General features: G+C 42.6%; 15 protein-coding genes. 2 read left to right on the plus strand and 13 right to left on the minus strand.

Going from position 1 to position 16,034, the window contains the following annotated elements:
* Position 1 precedes the first annotated feature (1 nt).
* From pucL to EHS13_RS20905, 13 genes are all read right to left on the minus strand, one after another.
* The gene (gene pucL, locus EHS13_RS20845; protein WP_155702243.1) at positions 2–955 is read right to left on the minus strand and encodes a factor-independent urate hydroxylase; all 954 of its coding nucleotides are present in this window, start codon (positions 953–955) and stop codon (positions 2–4) included.
* Positions 956–978: 23 nt separating this feature from the next.
* Positions 979–1,482: a 2-oxo-4-hydroxy-4-carboxy-5-ureidoimidazoline decarboxylase gene (uraD, locus tag EHS13_RS20850; RefSeq protein ID WP_155702244.1), complete on the minus strand. Its 504-nt coding sequence runs from the start codon at positions 1,480–1,482 to the stop codon at positions 979–981.
* Positions 1,483–1,492: 10 nt separating this feature from the next.
* Positions 1,493–1,972, minus strand: a complete 480-nt coding sequence (locus tag EHS13_RS20855; protein WP_155702245.1) for a nucleoside deaminase — start codon at positions 1,970–1,972, stop codon at positions 1,493–1,495.
* On the minus strand, positions 1,969–2,463 hold the full coding sequence (locus EHS13_RS20860; protein WP_155702246.1) for a (2Fe-2S)-binding protein: 495 nt from the start codon (positions 2,461–2,463) through the stop codon (positions 1,969–1,971). The genes EHS13_RS20855 and EHS13_RS20860 overlap by 4 nt, the downstream gene beginning before the upstream one ends.
* Positions 2,464–2,465: 2 nt before the next feature.
* A complete protein-coding gene (gene pucD, locus EHS13_RS20865; RefSeq protein WP_155702247.1) occupies positions 2,466–4,763 on the minus strand; it encodes a xanthine dehydrogenase subunit D in 2,298 nt (765 codons plus the stop codon).
* A 60-nt stretch (positions 4,764–4,823) separates the two neighbouring features.
* Positions 4,824–5,741 carry an FAD binding domain-containing protein gene (locus EHS13_RS20870; protein ID WP_155702248.1) on the minus strand — a complete coding sequence of 306 codons (918 nt, stop codon included), beginning with the start codon at positions 5,739–5,741 and terminating at the stop codon, positions 4,824–4,826.
* A gap of 12 nt (positions 5,742–5,753) precedes the next feature.
* Entirely contained in the window at positions 5,754–6,683 is a 930-nt protein-coding gene (locus EHS13_RS20875) for an ABC transporter permease (protein WP_155702249.1), read from the minus strand.
* A 23-nt stretch (positions 6,684–6,706) separates the two neighbouring features.
* Entirely contained in the window at positions 6,707–7,792 is a 1,086-nt protein-coding gene (locus tag EHS13_RS20880) for an ABC transporter permease (RefSeq protein WP_155702250.1), read from the minus strand.
* Positions 7,789–9,324 carry an ABC transporter ATP-binding protein gene (locus tag EHS13_RS20885; protein ID WP_155702251.1) on the minus strand — a complete coding sequence of 512 codons (1,536 nt, stop codon included), beginning with the start codon at positions 9,322–9,324 and terminating at the stop codon, positions 7,789–7,791. Before EHS13_RS20885 ends, EHS13_RS20880 begins: the two co-directional genes overlap by 4 nt.
* A 103-nt stretch (positions 9,325–9,427) precedes the next feature.
* Positions 9,428–10,555: a BMP family ABC transporter substrate-binding protein gene (locus EHS13_RS20890; RefSeq protein ID WP_193571544.1), complete on the minus strand. Its 1,128-nt coding sequence runs from the start codon at positions 10,553–10,555 to the stop codon at positions 9,428–9,430.
* A 263-nt stretch (positions 10,556–10,818) separates the two neighbouring features.
* The gene (locus EHS13_RS20895; RefSeq protein WP_162463180.1) at positions 10,819–11,397 is read right to left on the minus strand and encodes a nucleotidyltransferase family protein; all 579 of its coding nucleotides are present in this window, start codon (positions 11,395–11,397) and stop codon (positions 10,819–10,821) included.
* Positions 11,342–12,430 (minus strand): XdhC family protein, encoded by a 1,089-nt coding sequence (locus EHS13_RS20900; protein WP_162463181.1) that lies wholly within the window; start codon positions 12,428–12,430, stop codon positions 11,342–11,344. Before EHS13_RS20900 ends, EHS13_RS20895 begins: the two co-directional genes overlap by 56 nt.
* An 18-nt stretch (positions 12,431–12,448) precedes the next feature.
* Positions 12,449–13,771, minus strand: a complete 1,323-nt coding sequence (locus tag EHS13_RS20905; protein WP_155702255.1) for a 5'-deoxyadenosine deaminase — start codon at positions 13,769–13,771, stop codon at positions 12,449–12,451.
* Positions 13,772–13,933: 162 nt separating this feature from the next.
* On the opposite strand from EHS13_RS20905, the gene EHS13_RS20910 reads away from it, so the two are divergent.
* Positions 13,934–14,500 (plus strand): RNA polymerase sigma factor, encoded by a 567-nt coding sequence (locus EHS13_RS20910; RefSeq protein ID WP_227013456.1) that lies wholly within the window; start codon positions 13,934–13,936, stop codon positions 14,498–14,500.
* The gene (locus EHS13_RS20915; protein ID WP_155702256.1) at positions 14,497–15,999 is read left to right on the plus strand and encodes an extracellular solute-binding protein; all 1,503 of its coding nucleotides are present in this window, start codon (positions 14,497–14,499) and stop codon (positions 15,997–15,999) included. The genes EHS13_RS20910 and EHS13_RS20915 overlap by 4 nt, the downstream gene beginning before the upstream one ends.
* Positions 16,000–16,034 lie beyond the last annotated feature (35 nt).

The following is a 16,034-nucleotide window of genomic DNA, read 5'->3' on the forward strand; positions in this document are numbered from 1 at the left end:
CCTACTCTTTCAAATCATCACGTGTCATTGAAAATCCCTGAAACCCAAATGGCGGTCGGGCTTCCGTGAAAACCTTGCCTTCTGAGTCTTCAATTGTTTCAACGACTGTTTCCCAGGTTCGATTATTCGATTCGAATTTAACCTCTAGCAGCTGTGGAAAGCGACTTAGAATTCGCAAACCGATTTGATAGATTAAGAATTGAATTGAAGGTGTTTTATATTCATGGAATACCGTTTGGGCAATATCTCGGATCTGCTCTGCAGGTACATAGTCCGTAATCGTATCGGATATAGCATTCGTAATATCGTTGTAAATCCAATAAATATTCAGATAGATATAAAGTGGACGATTATAGGATTCTGGCAAGGTCGTATATTCATCACGAATAAAGCCATAAAAAGAGCTGCCGCTTACTTTAATCAGCTGCAAATCGGCAAGTCCACACAAATGAGTGCTAACTGTAGGTTCAGTCCCATCTTCAGTACGTGTAATCTCCATGCTGGCTGAGGTGTGATCATTATGAGAGCGGCGAAAAACCAAGCCACTATCCGTCCATTCATCTTTGCCAGGAACATAAACAGGATCAAAGGGCAAACGGTCACCCGTAATTGAAATCGATTCAATATGCGAATATTTAGCCATAAACCTTTGGCTGACAAAGGCTAGAAAACCTTCTATAGTCTCCCCCTTATACAAAGCCGCATGGAGCAGAATAAAATTTTTCATCGAATCTGTAGCTACAACAAGCGTATTATCCCCTTCCGTAAAAGAGCTTAATAGCTGCTTGCCATAGACAGCAAATTTCACTTTCAAGGCAAAAATAACATTATCATGCCCGATAAAATTCGATTCGGGAATCGGCTTAATACCAGCTAAACGCTTTGCATACGTCCGATAAACCAGCACATCATCTTTGCCATAAAAGAGTGTTCGTTCAGTAGTTTTCTTAGGCATCTTTCGATCAACCTCCGCCGGATTTATTCGATGATTAAGTCCTTTAAGCGAAATAACGTGATTTTACGAATTTCATTTAATGCCTTAGCTAGCTCCACTTCGGCAGTATGATGGATACGTTCACGCATCGAAGCTAAAATCGACTCCTTCGTCTGACCACGAACCGCCAGGATAAAAGGAAACTCAAATCGCTGCATATACGCATCATTACTTTCAGTAAATTCTGCAAACTCCTCCGAAGTAAGACGATCCAACCCCACACCCTGCTGCTCTTTCTGCGAAATCTCACTAATTTGCAGCTTAGTAGCTAAGTTAGGATGAGCTCGTATTAGCTGAATTTGCTGATCATACGAAGCTTCCAGCACATTTTGCAGCATAATCTGATGAAGCTGATCTATCGAAGAAAATGGACGGAATATCCATGCTTTCTCGGCAACCCAAGGTGAATGTTCGAATACCCAGCCTAATGCAACCTGCCACTCATTAAAATCGGATTCATTTAAGACTTCTAATTGAATAGTTGCCATCTTAATCCTCCTACCAATATCCCAAATGAACAGCTACAACCTCGGCTTCCACTTCCGGGAAGGGACCGATCACTTTAATCGCTTTATTACCGCGGGCAAATACATCCGTACAAGGTAAATCAAGTGTTGGGTTAACATCGCTGTCGCCAGTTAATTCTGCTAATTTCTTTTCGGAAATTCCATAAACGACTCGCCCTACATTCCCCCAATAAATCGCACCTGCGCACATCGCACAAGGCTCAACTGAGGTATACAACGTACACTCCCACAAGAAGCTTTTGCTAAACATATTGGATGCGGCCTCCATTAACGAGGTTTCTGCATGTCCTGTGCAGTTAGCGGTTGTAATTTCAATATTGCCTTGCTCCAAAACGATATTCCCTACAGCATCTACCAAAACAGCGCCAAAAGGCGTGTTGCCTGCTGATCTCGCTTGCTCAGATACCTCAATTGCTTTTCTTAAATAGTAGGTGTGATCGTTAGTAATCATTGTGATACCACCCCATTCCTAATTAGTTTTTCTACTGCACGTACAATTCCGCCATAACCTGTACAGCGGCATAGATTCCCACATAAGCCTTCTTCAACTGCTTGCCGATTCGGTTGGGGGTTATCTGACAGCAAAGCTTCGATCGAAATGATCATTCCAGGTGTACAATAGCCGCATTGGAATCCACCTTCATCTAGAAAAGCTTGTTGAATCGGATGTAATTCTTCGTCTGCCAGTCCCTCGATTGTTGTAATTTCTTTGCCTGAGCATTGGTAAGCCATGGTTAAGCATGCATTAACTGCTTGACCATCCACTAAAACCATACAAGCACCACAACGCCCCATTTCACACGCAACCTTGGTGCCTGTCAGCCCCAGATCCTCTCGCAATATATCCAACAACCGTTTAGTTGGAGCCATATTAATCGCAACGTTAGTTCCGTTCACCTTACCTTCCCAATGTGAAGATACTTGAAACTTAGCAGCAGCCATGACTAAATCACTCCTTCCGGTATATGAAAGTCCTCTTGAAGAAACTCGGGCTCGATGGGCAGCTTAGTAATTCGTTTACCTACCGCATTAAAAACGGCAGATGCTATTGCAGGTGCAAGGATAACCGTACCGATTTCACCAACGCCACGCGGGCCATACTTATCATCCTTAGGCAGCTCTTCAATTGCCTCGATCGTAAAGTTTCTAGAAATATCGCAGATAGTCGGAATTAGATAAGTGTCTAAATTCTTAGTTAGATACTGCCCTTTCTCCATTAAGGCATCCTCTGATAAGGTAAACCCCAAAGCCATGCTGCTTCCACCTTCAATTTGACCGATATAGCCTTGCGGATTCATCACAGGACCAGCGGCTATGGTGTGAAATTGATCGATTACCTTAACTCTGCCAGTCAGCAGATTCACTTCAACTTCAACAGCAACTCCAGCAAACGTATATAAAAAATGGCCTCCTACAATCTCATCCGGCGTTGTTGGATAATGAAATTCTGTTTCCAAACGAATAGGTTCAATTAGTATGGCTGCAATTTGGCTATAGGTTAATAAGGGCTGACCCGTATCTTTCAAAAGCTGATCTTTTAACCATACTCCGCGAGGTCCAGTCGTTAATTGCTCGACAGGTATATTAGTAAATTTAGAAACAGCGCCAAGCAGCTTAATCAGAAAAGGCGGCTTTAGTTTTTGGATAGCCATCCACATCATACTTGTAGAGCGAGATGCCGTACTTGAACCGCTTTGGGGAACATGATCCGTATCTCCAATAATCATCTGAATATCTGTTGCTGCACATTCGAATTGCTCCATTAACAGTAGTTCAAGTGTAGCTAATAACCCTTGGCCAAACTCTTCGAATCCAAAGGCGACTTCGATTTTTCCAGAGTTAGTTAAAGAAATTCGTCCACCGGAAGGATCCGGGATGCCATAGCCAAGTCCTGCTCCATGCATCGTAATTGCTGCGCCTATTCCGCGGCGTAACCAAGGAGCGGCTGAGCTTCCATTGCCATTCACCATTATTCCCAGCCGCTTAGTCCAAAGCGAAGAACGATGAATCGAGTCCCAGACCTGATAGGCACCTTGAGTCGGCACAATCCGTTGGCCCAGCGGACCTAAATCATCACTTTCACGTAGATTAATGCGCCTAAGAGTCCAAGGGTCTAATCCAGCTAGCTCTGCTAAACGATCCATCTGCCCTTCCAAGGCGAATATAGCCTGATTGCCGCCGAAACCACGAAATTCACCGGAAACCCCGTTATTAGTAAAAACCGAAACGCCTTCTATATCTACATTGGGCATAATATATAAACCCGTCACATGCTCAGTGGCAAAATTCAATACAGGTTCACCTAGCGTAGAATAGGCTCCTGTATCCGCCATAATCCTTACCTCATGAGCCATAATTCGCCCCTCGGCATCTACGCCTGTTTTCATTGTAATTTTCATCGGATGTCTTTTTAAGCCAGCACGTACCGATTCCCAACGAGAATTGTGCATTTTCACAGGTCTATCTAGCAACAAAGCAAGTATCGCTCCATATGGCTGGACATTTAATTCATCCTTGCCACCAAAAGAGCCTCCAATCGGACTGGATATAATACGGATTGCAGAAACAGGCATTGCCAGAATACGCGACAGCTGATATTGGTCCATATATCCATGCTGAGTTGCCGAATAAACGGTTAGATTTCCGTTGGACTCAGGAATGAACAAACCGCCTTCCATCTCCATATAAGTATGCATTTGTCTAGGAGTGTAATAAGTTTCTTCTGCAATAAAAGCACTATCAGCATAACCTTTCTCAACATCACCCCGCTTCTGATCCGTTCGATGCAGGACATTGCCATAGGGATGCAGCTTGATCTCTTTATTAGTTAATGCCGCTTCCGGAGTATCTAAGATAGTCAGTGGTTCGTAATCCACTTCTATTAAAGTTAGGGCATATTCGGCAATTTCTTCTGTATCCGCAGCAAGCGCAGCAATTGCATCCCCCATATAAAGCACTTTATCACTGCATAATACAGGCTGATCAGGAGTAACAATGCCAAAGCGATTCAATCCCGGAACATCTAGGTGAGTGATTATACGGTGGACACCTTTAACTTGAGCAGCTTTCTCTGTGCGAATATCAAGAATGAGGGCATGTGGATGAATACTTCGCAACACCTTGCCAATTAACATGTTCGGAGCGGTTAGGTCAGTTAAATATTTAAGCCTACCTGTGACTTTATCTGGACCATCCGGACGGATATGCCATCGTTTCGCGCTACTTTCGCGGTTCAGCTGCATGATAACCTCCCCTTTCCTTAGTCCGCATTTTATCGGAATGGAATCGTAATTTGTTGCCCGTTACCGACAGGTAAACACCTTCCATAGCTCTGCACTAATCAAATTTGCTGCTGTATTTCTGCGATATTGTGCAGAAGCAAAAGCATCTGAATAGGTTATAACTTGTTCGCGAATAGTATGCTGCAGCTTTTGTAGTAAAGCTGTCGAGTATCGATTGCCATTCATTAGATTCTCAGCATGTGTTAATCGCATTGCGGAAGCAGCTCCACCGCCAACTGCAAACCGAAAACCAACCAAATCTCGATTCGCCATAACTCGGCCTTGATAAGCAACGGTTATTAAGGAGGGAGTAAAAGCTTCTCTTCGTCCAACTTTATGATAGAAGGTTAGGCATTTGCCTGACATTTGTTTTTCAGCTTCATAAAATTTAGTGGCTGCTAACGGCAATCGAATCGAAATTAAAATACGTTTATCTGTTTCAACTCTTTCTTCCGTTCTTGCGATCAGCCATGAAGTAAGTGATTCCGTTATGCGGATATTGCCATCAAACCAAGTTAACTCTGCCCCAATCACTAATAAGGCAGGAATCGCATCTCCTACAACAGTAAGAATATTCCCACCCAAAGTAGCCATATTGCGAATGGATGGAGCGGCGATATCCTGAAGAGCTTGAATTAAATGCGGATATTCATCTCGTAGCAGCGCATTTTTTTTACAATTAAATAAAGTTACTCCTGCTCCTATTACAAAGTAATTCTCTTGCTGCTGAATTTGGTTCATCTCTGAAATGATAGCTAGGCTAATTAAATGCTGGGGCATTGCGGAAACACCTGATTCCCACTGCGTCCGCAGCCAGGTGCCTCCTGCAACTAATTGACTAGCGGATCCCCATGTTTGGAGTAACTGCCAAGCAGCTTCAACAGAATCCGGCTCCCATACTGAAGGTGCTTTCGCAACGAATTCTTCACTGACTGTCATGTTGATCGCCTCCTAGAATCTTTGCTCCCTGATGTAAGGCTCGCCAACGGCTTCCGGTTTTCCAGTTAATTTATTCCGATTACGCCAGCCCATGTACATAAGGACAAGGATGGTCAGAATATAAGGCAGCATTTTTAAAAAATAGGACGGAATATGGCTGCCAATGAGCTGGATCCGAAAACCCAATGTATCCAATGCCCCGAAGAAGTAAGCCACAGCTAAAGCTCGAATCGGATTCCATTTGGCAAAAATAACTAATGCAACAGCGATCCAGCCTCGTCCTGCTGTCATACCCTCGATCCAGCTAGGAGAATAAACGAGAATTAAATCGGCTCCCGCCAAACCTATCATCATCGAACCCACAACAACATAAATATATCGGCTTAAGAATACTCGAATCCCCATGACATCCGCAGTTCCTGGACTATCGCCAATAGCTCGCAGGTGAAGCCCCCATGAGGTTTTATTAATGAATAAATGCATTAGAATAACGAGAAGAATACTAAACCAAGTCAGCAAATCCAAATGGGCAAAAACTTTACCGATAATAGGAATAGGTTCTATCCATGCAAGATTAAGCTTCGGTACAGATACAGGCAGCGGAGTACCAGAAACAGATTTGCCCAGATAAGCGCTAAGTCCAGTCCCGAATAACGTAATCCCTAAACCGCTGACAACTTGGTTAGAACGCAAAGTAATACTAAGAAAAGCATGAATGAGACCCAATAAACCGCTGGCAGCAAAGGCAGCCAATATAGACAAAAGCACGCTTTCCGTATGAAGATAAGTGATACAAGTGGCTACAGCACCAATGAGCATCAAGCCCTCAGCACCCAGATTAATAATCCCCGCACGCTCACACATAATTCCACCTAGAGTCGCAAACAACAATGGTGTGCCCGAGGATATTGCAGCAGCCAATAGCTGAGTCATGAAATCCATTTTAGTATCCTCCTCCCCGAAACTTATGCTTTTTTATATTTCAAACGAAGCCGACTCATTTTTTCCCCGCCAATCAAGAAAAACAAAATAGCTCCTTGCAGCATAAGAGAGGTTGAAGATGGCAAACCAATCGTCTGGACACTAAAGCCGCCAACGATTAACCCGCCAAACAAAACAGATGAAATAATTAAGCCCATCGGGTTCAATTTTGCCAACCAAGCAACAATAATCGCTGTATATCCATATCCTGGTGAAATTCCATACATTAGTTTATGCGCCACACCTGAGACTTCACTCATACCCGCCAAGCCGGCAAGTCCACCACTAATCGCCATTACGATAAGTATATGCCTGTTAATGTGAATACCTGCATATTTAGCAGCCGTTGGGTTGGCTCCAATTAAGCGAAGCTCATAGCCCCATTTGGAATATTTAATAAAAAAAGCATAAAGCACGACAGCAACTAATCCAAAGATCAATCCAAGATGGAGACGAGTCCCTCCTAATGTTGCCATCTGTGCATAAGATTCAAATTCAGGTGTGCCTGGAAAATTAAATCCCTTCGGATCCTTCCAAGGACCAAACACAAAATAATTTAACAAAAGCAAAGCTACATAATTCAACATCAATGAGGTAATCAATTCATTAACTTGAAAATAGGCTCGTGGAACTGCAGTGAGTAAACCCCAAATGGCTCCTCCCACTATTCCAAAGATAACCATAAGCGGTATAACTAGAAATCCAGGCAATCCTGGAAAATAAATCGTCACTGCTGTTGCTGCTAAAGCCCCGGCAATAAATTGTCCTTCTGCACCAATGTTCCAAATCGCAATTCGATAGGCAATCGATACACCTAATCCACATAACAGCAAAGGAATGGCTTTAACAAGAGTTTCACTAATCCCATAGCCTGAGCCAAAAGCACCTTTAACCATTTTGAGATAAACCGTCAATGGATTCATGCCATTTAAACCAATAAACACGGCACAAAAGAGCAATGCCAGAAAAATCGAAAGAAAGGGAACCCACCAGGCGTTTTCTTTTTTAGTCGAATCAAGCTCCAAACGAATGGGAAACCGCCAGCGATTCGTAACAGACTCTTCACTCATACTGCGGCACCCCCATCATCCAAGACTCCTGCCATCCACATGCCAATCCGTTCTTTATTTGCAGCTTCACGGCTCATTTCACCGATGATTTTTCCATTGTAGATAACCAATACACGATCCGATAGCTGTAAAACCTCATCCAAATCCTCGGAAATTAGCAATACTGCGCCACCTTTATTGCGTAAATCATACAGTAGTTTATGCACTCCATCCGTTGCCCCTACATCTAAGCCCTGGGTTGGATGAACAGCTACCATAAGCTGCGGCTTCTGGTTGATCTCTCTGGCAAAAAGCAGCTTTTGCTGATTACCACCGGAAAGCTGGCGAGTAGGCGTATCTAAATCTGGTGTTTTTACATCAAACTGATCAACTAGCATCTGAGACCATATCCGATTCTTGCCTTTTCGCAAAAAGCCAAGCCATAGACGTTCCGAAGTCCGGTAGGTTTTAAATAATAAGTTATCTACAACTCCCAAGCTTCCAGCTAAACCACTCTTCATACGATTTTCTGGAATATGCGAAATCCCTAAATCAATTGCCATCCGCACAGAAGCTGATTTCATTTCCTTGCCATTATAGATTACAATCCCGCTGCCTCGAGGACGCAAGCCTGTAAGCACCTCAGCTAATTCCTTCTGGCCGTTGCCGGCAACCCCTGCAACCCCAACGATTTCACCGCGATTCACCGTCAGATGGATGCCATTTAACACCTGACTCCCATGGTCAGCCAAAGCTTCCAAATGCTTAACAACAAGTAAGGGTTCACCAGCAAGATTTTCTAAGATCGGCTTGGTATTGTTAATCTCATGCCCAATCATGATCCGCGCCAGCTCGCGCTCATTCGTAACTGCTTTGTCCAAGGTTTGAATCATTTTACCTTTGCGCATGACCGAGATCCGATCTGCAACCATCATTACTTCCATAAGCTTATGCGTTGTGATAATCACCGTTTTTCCAGCTTGCTTCATGTGCTCTAATGTAGTGAATAATTGCTCTGCCTCACCGGGGGTAAGCACCGAGGTTGGTTCATCGAGAATGATAATTTGTGCTCCACGGTATAAGGTCTTGATAATTTCGACGCGCTGCTGTTCACCAACCGATAGCTGCCAGATTGGGATATCGGTTGGAAATGCTAGACCAAAGCTTTGTGAAAGCAACTCAATTTCCAGCTGTTTATGCTTCATCCACGATTTTCCACGCCAGATGCTGCTTTTTTCACCGAGGATAATATTTTCCGTAGCCGTTAGAGTTGGAACCAATCTAAAATTCTGAAAAACCATGCCAATCCCTAATTCCATTGCATGCTTAGGCGAGCGGATTTTCACAGCATTCCCACGAATAATAATTTCTCCGCTATTCATCTTATATACTCCAGATAAAATACTCATCATCGTGCTTTTGCCTGCACCATTTTCACCCAACAGCGCATGAATTTCACCGACACGAGCTTTAAAATCTACTTGGTCATTCGCTATAACAGCGCCAAATCGTTTAACGATCTGCTGCATATCGACTGCAATATTTTCATTCATATAAATTTCCCCTTAGAGTTAATAAACTCCCTTTAGACAACAAACCTCTTGTAAGCACAAGAGATTTGTTGGTTTATAGGCTATAGGCTATGAATGAAGCATCTTATTTAGGAATCGTGCCTTCTACACCTTTGACGAACCAATTAGTGCTTAGAATATCAGCATCACTCAATACTTGGCCATCGGCTACTTTTACAGCTCCAGCAGCATCTGTGATTGGACCTTTGAAAACGTTCAGGTCCCCACTGATGATCTTCGCCTGTGCATCCTCAACTAGCTTTTTCACATCATCAGGTACTGATTTGCCAAGTGGTGCAATACCCACCATACCTTCCTTCATATCACCCATAAACTGCTCGTTCGTCCATGTTCCAGCAATTAAATCTTTGACAACCTTCGTATAATAAGGTCCCCAGTTCCAAGTCGGATTCGTTAAGTAAGCATCTGGTGCGTACCGCGTCATATCCGAATCATTGCCTCCAGCAAAAGCTTTTCGCTCAGCCGCTGCTTGCAGCGTTGCCGGCGAATCTTGATAAGCCATTAATACGTCAGCGCCTTTATCCAAAAGACTGATTGCTGCTTGTTTCTCTGTAGTTGGATCAAACCAGGTGTTGCTCCATACTACATTTACTTTAATCGCTGGATTCACACTCTGTGCTCCAAGCGTATAGGCGTTTATATTATAAATGACTTCTGGAATCGGAAAAGCTCCTACATAACCTAGCGAATTGTTCTTAGTCATCTTGCCTGCTACCATCCCTGCTAAGTAACTGCCTTGATAATTTCTGCCAAAATAGGTCCCCATATTAGGAGCTGTTTTATAGCCTGCAGTATGCATGAAAATTACTTTCGGGAAATTCTTCGCTACGTTTAATGTTGGATCCATATAGCCAAAGCTTGTTGTAAAAATCAAATCGTGATTCTGAGCCAGTTCTGTAATTATTCGTTCTGCATCCGCACTCTCTGGAACATTCTCAACCGTATCAGCTTTAATGCCTGTTTCTTTTTCCATGAATTTACGGCCTTCATCATGCTGGAACGTCCAGCCGCCATCTCCTGGAGGCCCAATGTAAACAAATGCCACGCGTGGTGCTTTAATTCCTGCTGCAGGAGCTACTGAAGCTTCTGGCTTAGCGCTCATAGTTGCATCATCCGACTTTTTAGAACAACCACTTAATACGACAAATACGGCCAGCAATAAAACGATCCCCATCAACGCTTTTTTCTTCATATGTTTCATACAGCTCCTCCTCTTTCTATTCTGAAACAGCACCATCGTCACCGTAATAAAGCACTCAGTGCTTTGGACTTAACCAAACTATAAAATAGAGTGAGCATTGTGTCAATTTATTTAACATATAAATATGTTATTTCTCCAATTTCAGTGAAAATTTTGCACAAAACAACGTATTCCTCTAATTTAATGTTATATAACATAACATATACATAATTAAAAGGAGTATAGCTGATAATCCAACTACACTCCTTTTGACATTACAATTGCTTTTGCACAGACTTAATCTTTTCAAGATCCTCTAAAGTATCTGCATCCAAAAAACGATAACCTAACGACTCATCCACCACTATTCCATAGTAATCAGTTGATAAGAGAATCGAGCGCGCCCCTTCATCACCTCCAAGTATTGCAAGTCTCGGAAATAAGCTCCGATTCCATAGTATAGGTGGTTTCTTACGCCCAGCATCTCCACTCGCAATATAATCAACAGCTGGATTTTTGTAAAATTCACCAATAAGTTTGTTAATCATTTCAGAGGTGATAAAAGGCTGGTCTGCGAGCATGACAACAATCGCATCCGCTTTAAGCAATTTCGCCGTCCCTAACCCAAACCGCAAGGAATAAGAGATCCCAAAATCTGCTTCCTCGCAAATCAGCACCTGCGATCTTTTCAATAAACTCTCCTCTTCGTATTCAGCGGGAAGCCACTCCAAGTTATCTGAAGCTCGCGCTACAATAATAATGTGATAGAGCTCTGAGAGAAAAGCCGCCTTAAGGGCTTTAGATCCAAGCCTCTCTTCGTTCGAGAGCTTGATTGATAATTTGGGCTGCCCCATCCGACTGCTTTTTCCCGCGGCTAGGTAAATTCCAACCACCTTTTGCTTCATAGGAATCACCTTTGTCTAAGACATTCACTCTCATACCCAAACTCCTCACACGAATCAATTCAGCCAGAATACTAATCGCTATTTCCTCCGGACCATCCGCACCAATTTTCATCCCAATTGGCGCATGAAACCGCTCAGGTGCTTCAATACCTTTTAAAAGCAGCTCACAGCGGGTCTGCGATCCCATTATACCCGCGTATTTAACATCACACTGCGCCACCCCATGCAAAAATTCGCTATCCCAACGCAAATGGTGACTCATTACAATTACATAGTCCTTATCATCCAAGCGCAATTGCTGCAATATCTTCTGCGGAAAACCAATGACAAACTCTGCCGCGTTGCCATATCGTTCCTTTGCACACAACAACGGCCGCCAATCCGCAATAACGATTCGAAAGCCAGATCTCCTTCCAAGCTCTGCAATCGGAATAGAATCATGGCCTGCACCAAAAATGATCAAACGAGGCTTGGGAGTATAAGTCTGCGCAAACAGCTTTGCTGACCCATCCATCCCAGGCACACTTATGGTTTCAGCTAAGCTTTCTGCAAATGGCACCAGCTTATATTTCACATGAACTCCATCGGGATCAATTAAGCGAATAAAATGAACCCCTATATTCTGATCCAGCTTTCGTTTTACCTCCAGCATAAACTCAAGCAGAACACCCGAAACAGGCTCTAATAACACCTGCAGCTTACCTCCACAACCAATAACCTCTCCCCACGAAAGATCATCTTTATCCGACATGTCATATTCGACTAATTGCGGTTTATCAGCTAATAGAATTAAAGAAACCCGTTCCTGCAAATCAAGCTCCAAACACCCCGGGCTTATACAGCCAATGGATAGACCCTCTTCCAGCATGAGCATCGTTGCACCTACCTTGCGGTAAGCATGCCCTTGAACTGAAACGGTGGTAGCGAGAACCGAGCGCTGCGGATTACGAGTAATTTCTGTGACTATGTTGAATATGTCCATATTCATCCCACCTCGTCTTTAAAGTCGGGTTAATAATTGTTTGATGGAACGATCCGCTTCTTTCAAGACAAGTGTGCGATCTATCGTCCTAACCATCTTATGCTCCATCACAATTTTGCCATCAATGATTACTGTATTAACATCACCACGTGTTGCTGAATAAACAATTCTCGAGAATAAATCTACATCATAGGATGGAAATGTATGAAAATCATCCAGATCCAATAATTGAAGGTCCGCGAGCTTCCCTACTTCAATACTCCCGATGTCTTTCTCCAATCCAAGTACCTCCGCCCCGCCCATTGTAGCCATCCGCAGCACCGTTCTTGCATCCATCACAGTAGGTCCATGATGTACCTTCTGAATCAAAGCAGTTAAGCGCATTTCTTGAAACATATCCAAATTATTATTGCACGGAGCACCATCAGCTCCAATTCCCACATGAATGCCTTGAGCCAATAAATCCGGAATTTCAGCAATTCCCGAAGCAAGCTTTAAATTTGACCCCGGACAATGAGTCACCTTCACTCCACGATCGCGGATAATCCGTTTCTCCTCATCATTCAACCAAACACAATGCGCTAGCACTAAATTCGGTCCTGCCAATCCAATATGATCCAAATAGACAATATTACGCATCCCGCGTTCGTTTTCAACCATTTCAATCTCGCCGCGATTTTCCGATGCATGGGTATGGACTTTAACGTTATAATGAGCAGATAAATCCCTTACACCAATTAACAATTCCTCAGTACAGGAGACCACAAACCGTGGACTAAATGCATATTGTATGCGCCCGTGATCGAAACCGTGCCATTTTTCCAAGAGATCGACACTTTCTTGTAAGGACTCAGCCGTTTTCTCCATTAAAGCTGGCGGAACTTCATCGCCATGATCCATCATTACTTTACCTGATATAGCACGAATTCCACTTTGCGAAACGGCTTCGAATGCTGAATTTGTATGATTGACCGTTTCCATATCGAGTATAGTTGTAGTTCCGCTGCGGATCAGCTCCCCTATCCCGAGCAATGCTGAATAAAAAACAGAATCTTCGTTGTGAGCAGCTTCCAATGGCCAAATCCTTTGCTTTAACCAATCAATTAGCTCCAAATCATCTGCCCTTCCGCGAAATAAAGTTTGGCATAAATGAATATGCGTTTGCACAAAACCAGGAAGCAACACTTTTCCATTTGCATTTATGACTTTATCTGCTGTTTCTTGAAGAGATTGTCCCATTTTAACAATTCGACGATTTTCGATGAGAACATCTCCGTTGAACACATCATTCGCTGCATTCATAGTAACCACACAAGCTTGCTTGATTAATATTTTGGCCACTTCGCACGCTCCTTGTATTCAATTAGAGTCAACAAGCTACAAATGTCATGTTACATAACATTTAATTGCAAAACTAAAAAATAATCAAACTTTTATGTCATGTATTATAACACAAAAAAATGAGTTCAGTAAAAGGGAACCTAAACTAGAGTATGTCGTCCAATGAATGAAGAGGTGAAAATGGTGGATTTTAGTTATTTAGGAGCAATCACAGAAGGTTTGAACAAAGATCAGGTTTTAACCGATTTAATGTCAGAGCACGGAAAGGACGTTTGGAAGTATGCGCTTTTTTTAACCTTGAACCCGAATTCAGCTGATGACATCATGCAAGAGGTATTTCTTAAAGTATATGAGAAAATGTACAGTTTTCGTGGACAAGCCTCTGTAAAAACCTGGTTGTTCACAATTACCCGCAATGTAGTTAGGGATCAGTGGAAATCTGCCTGGAGCCGTAAAATTATTCTGTTGGGCACACGTCGTTCTCAAGAGATTTTACCTTCTGCAGAACAAGAGGTTATGAGCCAGCTTCAAGAGCAGAATATTTGGCGGCATGTACTGAAGCTGCCCACCAAGCATAGGGAAATACTTTTGCTGCAAATCCATCATGAGCTCACCTTAGCTGAGATAGCTGCAATTCTCCATATTTCCGAAGGAACAGTAAAATCAAGACTACACCGCGCTCGAGCCCAAATGAATAAACGAATTCAAGAAGGAGAGTCATTAGAATGAATATGGAATGGGAAAACGAGTTAAAACAGGATATCCCCAATCTCGAAAAAAGAATGGCAGCCAATACTCAGCAAGTCCAAACTGCCATTCAAGGATTGAAAAACAATAAAAGAAACAGTCGCCCTTGGCTTTTTAGCGGCGCTGCGGTCGCGGTCGCAATAGCTTTCAGTGTATTCGCCATGCAGACAAATCCCTGGAGCTCAGATACACCGCCTACTACGCAGGCTTTGTACCAAACACCTTCTGAATTGAATGGAACAATTAAAACTTCTTATACAGATCAAGGAGAATTTCGACGAGATTATGGCAAGTTAATCAACCAACAGTTTCCTAAGCTTTCTATAACATTAAGCACTCCACGTACTCCAGCCTTGAAAGAAAGCTATAGAGAATCCTATGACATCATGTTAAAAGAGCAAAATCCTGATTTAATTACCATCAGTTCTGATTATGAGTATAAGCGATTGGTCAGCGCAGGGAAGCTTCTGAATCTAGATAAATATATTAACCGCGATCATTTGAATCTAGGCGAAATATTACCTTCTTCCATTCAAGCTCTGAAGGATAGAGGAAAAGGCTCCATATATGGACTTGCCCCTACCTTTAACAGTCGCTCCCTACTCTATAACAAAACATTATTTGATCAATATCATATTCCTTATCCAACAGATCAGATGAGCTGGGATGAGATCCTTGATTTAGCTAAACAATTTCCTACAGCCAATAAAGAGAAAGATCGAATTTATGGCTTTCATGAAATGTATATGTCAAGTAACTCCCCGGTATATCTAATCAATATGATTGCCAATACGAATGGTTTGAAGTTCATGAATGCTGAAGCAACCCAAGTCACCATGGATGGCAAAGAGTGGAATCATGTATTCCACCTTGCATTGGAAGGTTATCAGTCCGGGCTCTTCCACAAACCAGCAACAATTATTCTAAAAGATAATCAAATAATGCCACACAATCTAAAAGCAATGGATTTATTCACATCAGGAAAAGCGGCTATGACTTTGGATTCAACTGAATATTATATCCGCAAAAGTACACAAGCTCTTGGTTTTAAAGTTGGGATTGTTACTCCTCCCACTTCTAAGGAAGTGCCAAACACGAATACTTTCTTCAGTAATGGCCAAATCTTTGCCATCCCTGCAAAGGCAGCCAATCCAGATGCCGCCTGGGAAGTGATCAAATATGTCAATAGCGAAGCCGTTGCAAAAATTAAAACACAAATGAATTCCGGATTAACCACTCATTTAAGTGTACTTCATAGCCTGAAATATGAGGGAATAGATGCTTTCTATAAAATGAAGAACGTCACCAGTTCATTATACGATTTTCCCGTGCTCCCAAAAAATGATTTCACTCGGTACTTTGATGCCATTATCGAGGATGAAATAGCAAAAGTAATGAGCGGCAAACAAACCATTGAAGAAGCACAAGCAAATATTCAAAAACGCGAACAAAGCAATATGAATAAATCCAATGCTGAGTAATTGAGATTAAAAAGGTGCAAGTATCCGCGATTTCT

It is taken from the genome of Paenibacillus psychroresistens (assembly GCF_009728935.1).
Classification (GTDB): Bacteria; Bacillota; Bacilli; order Paenibacillales; family NBRC-103111; genus Paenibacillus_AC; species Paenibacillus_AC psychroresistens.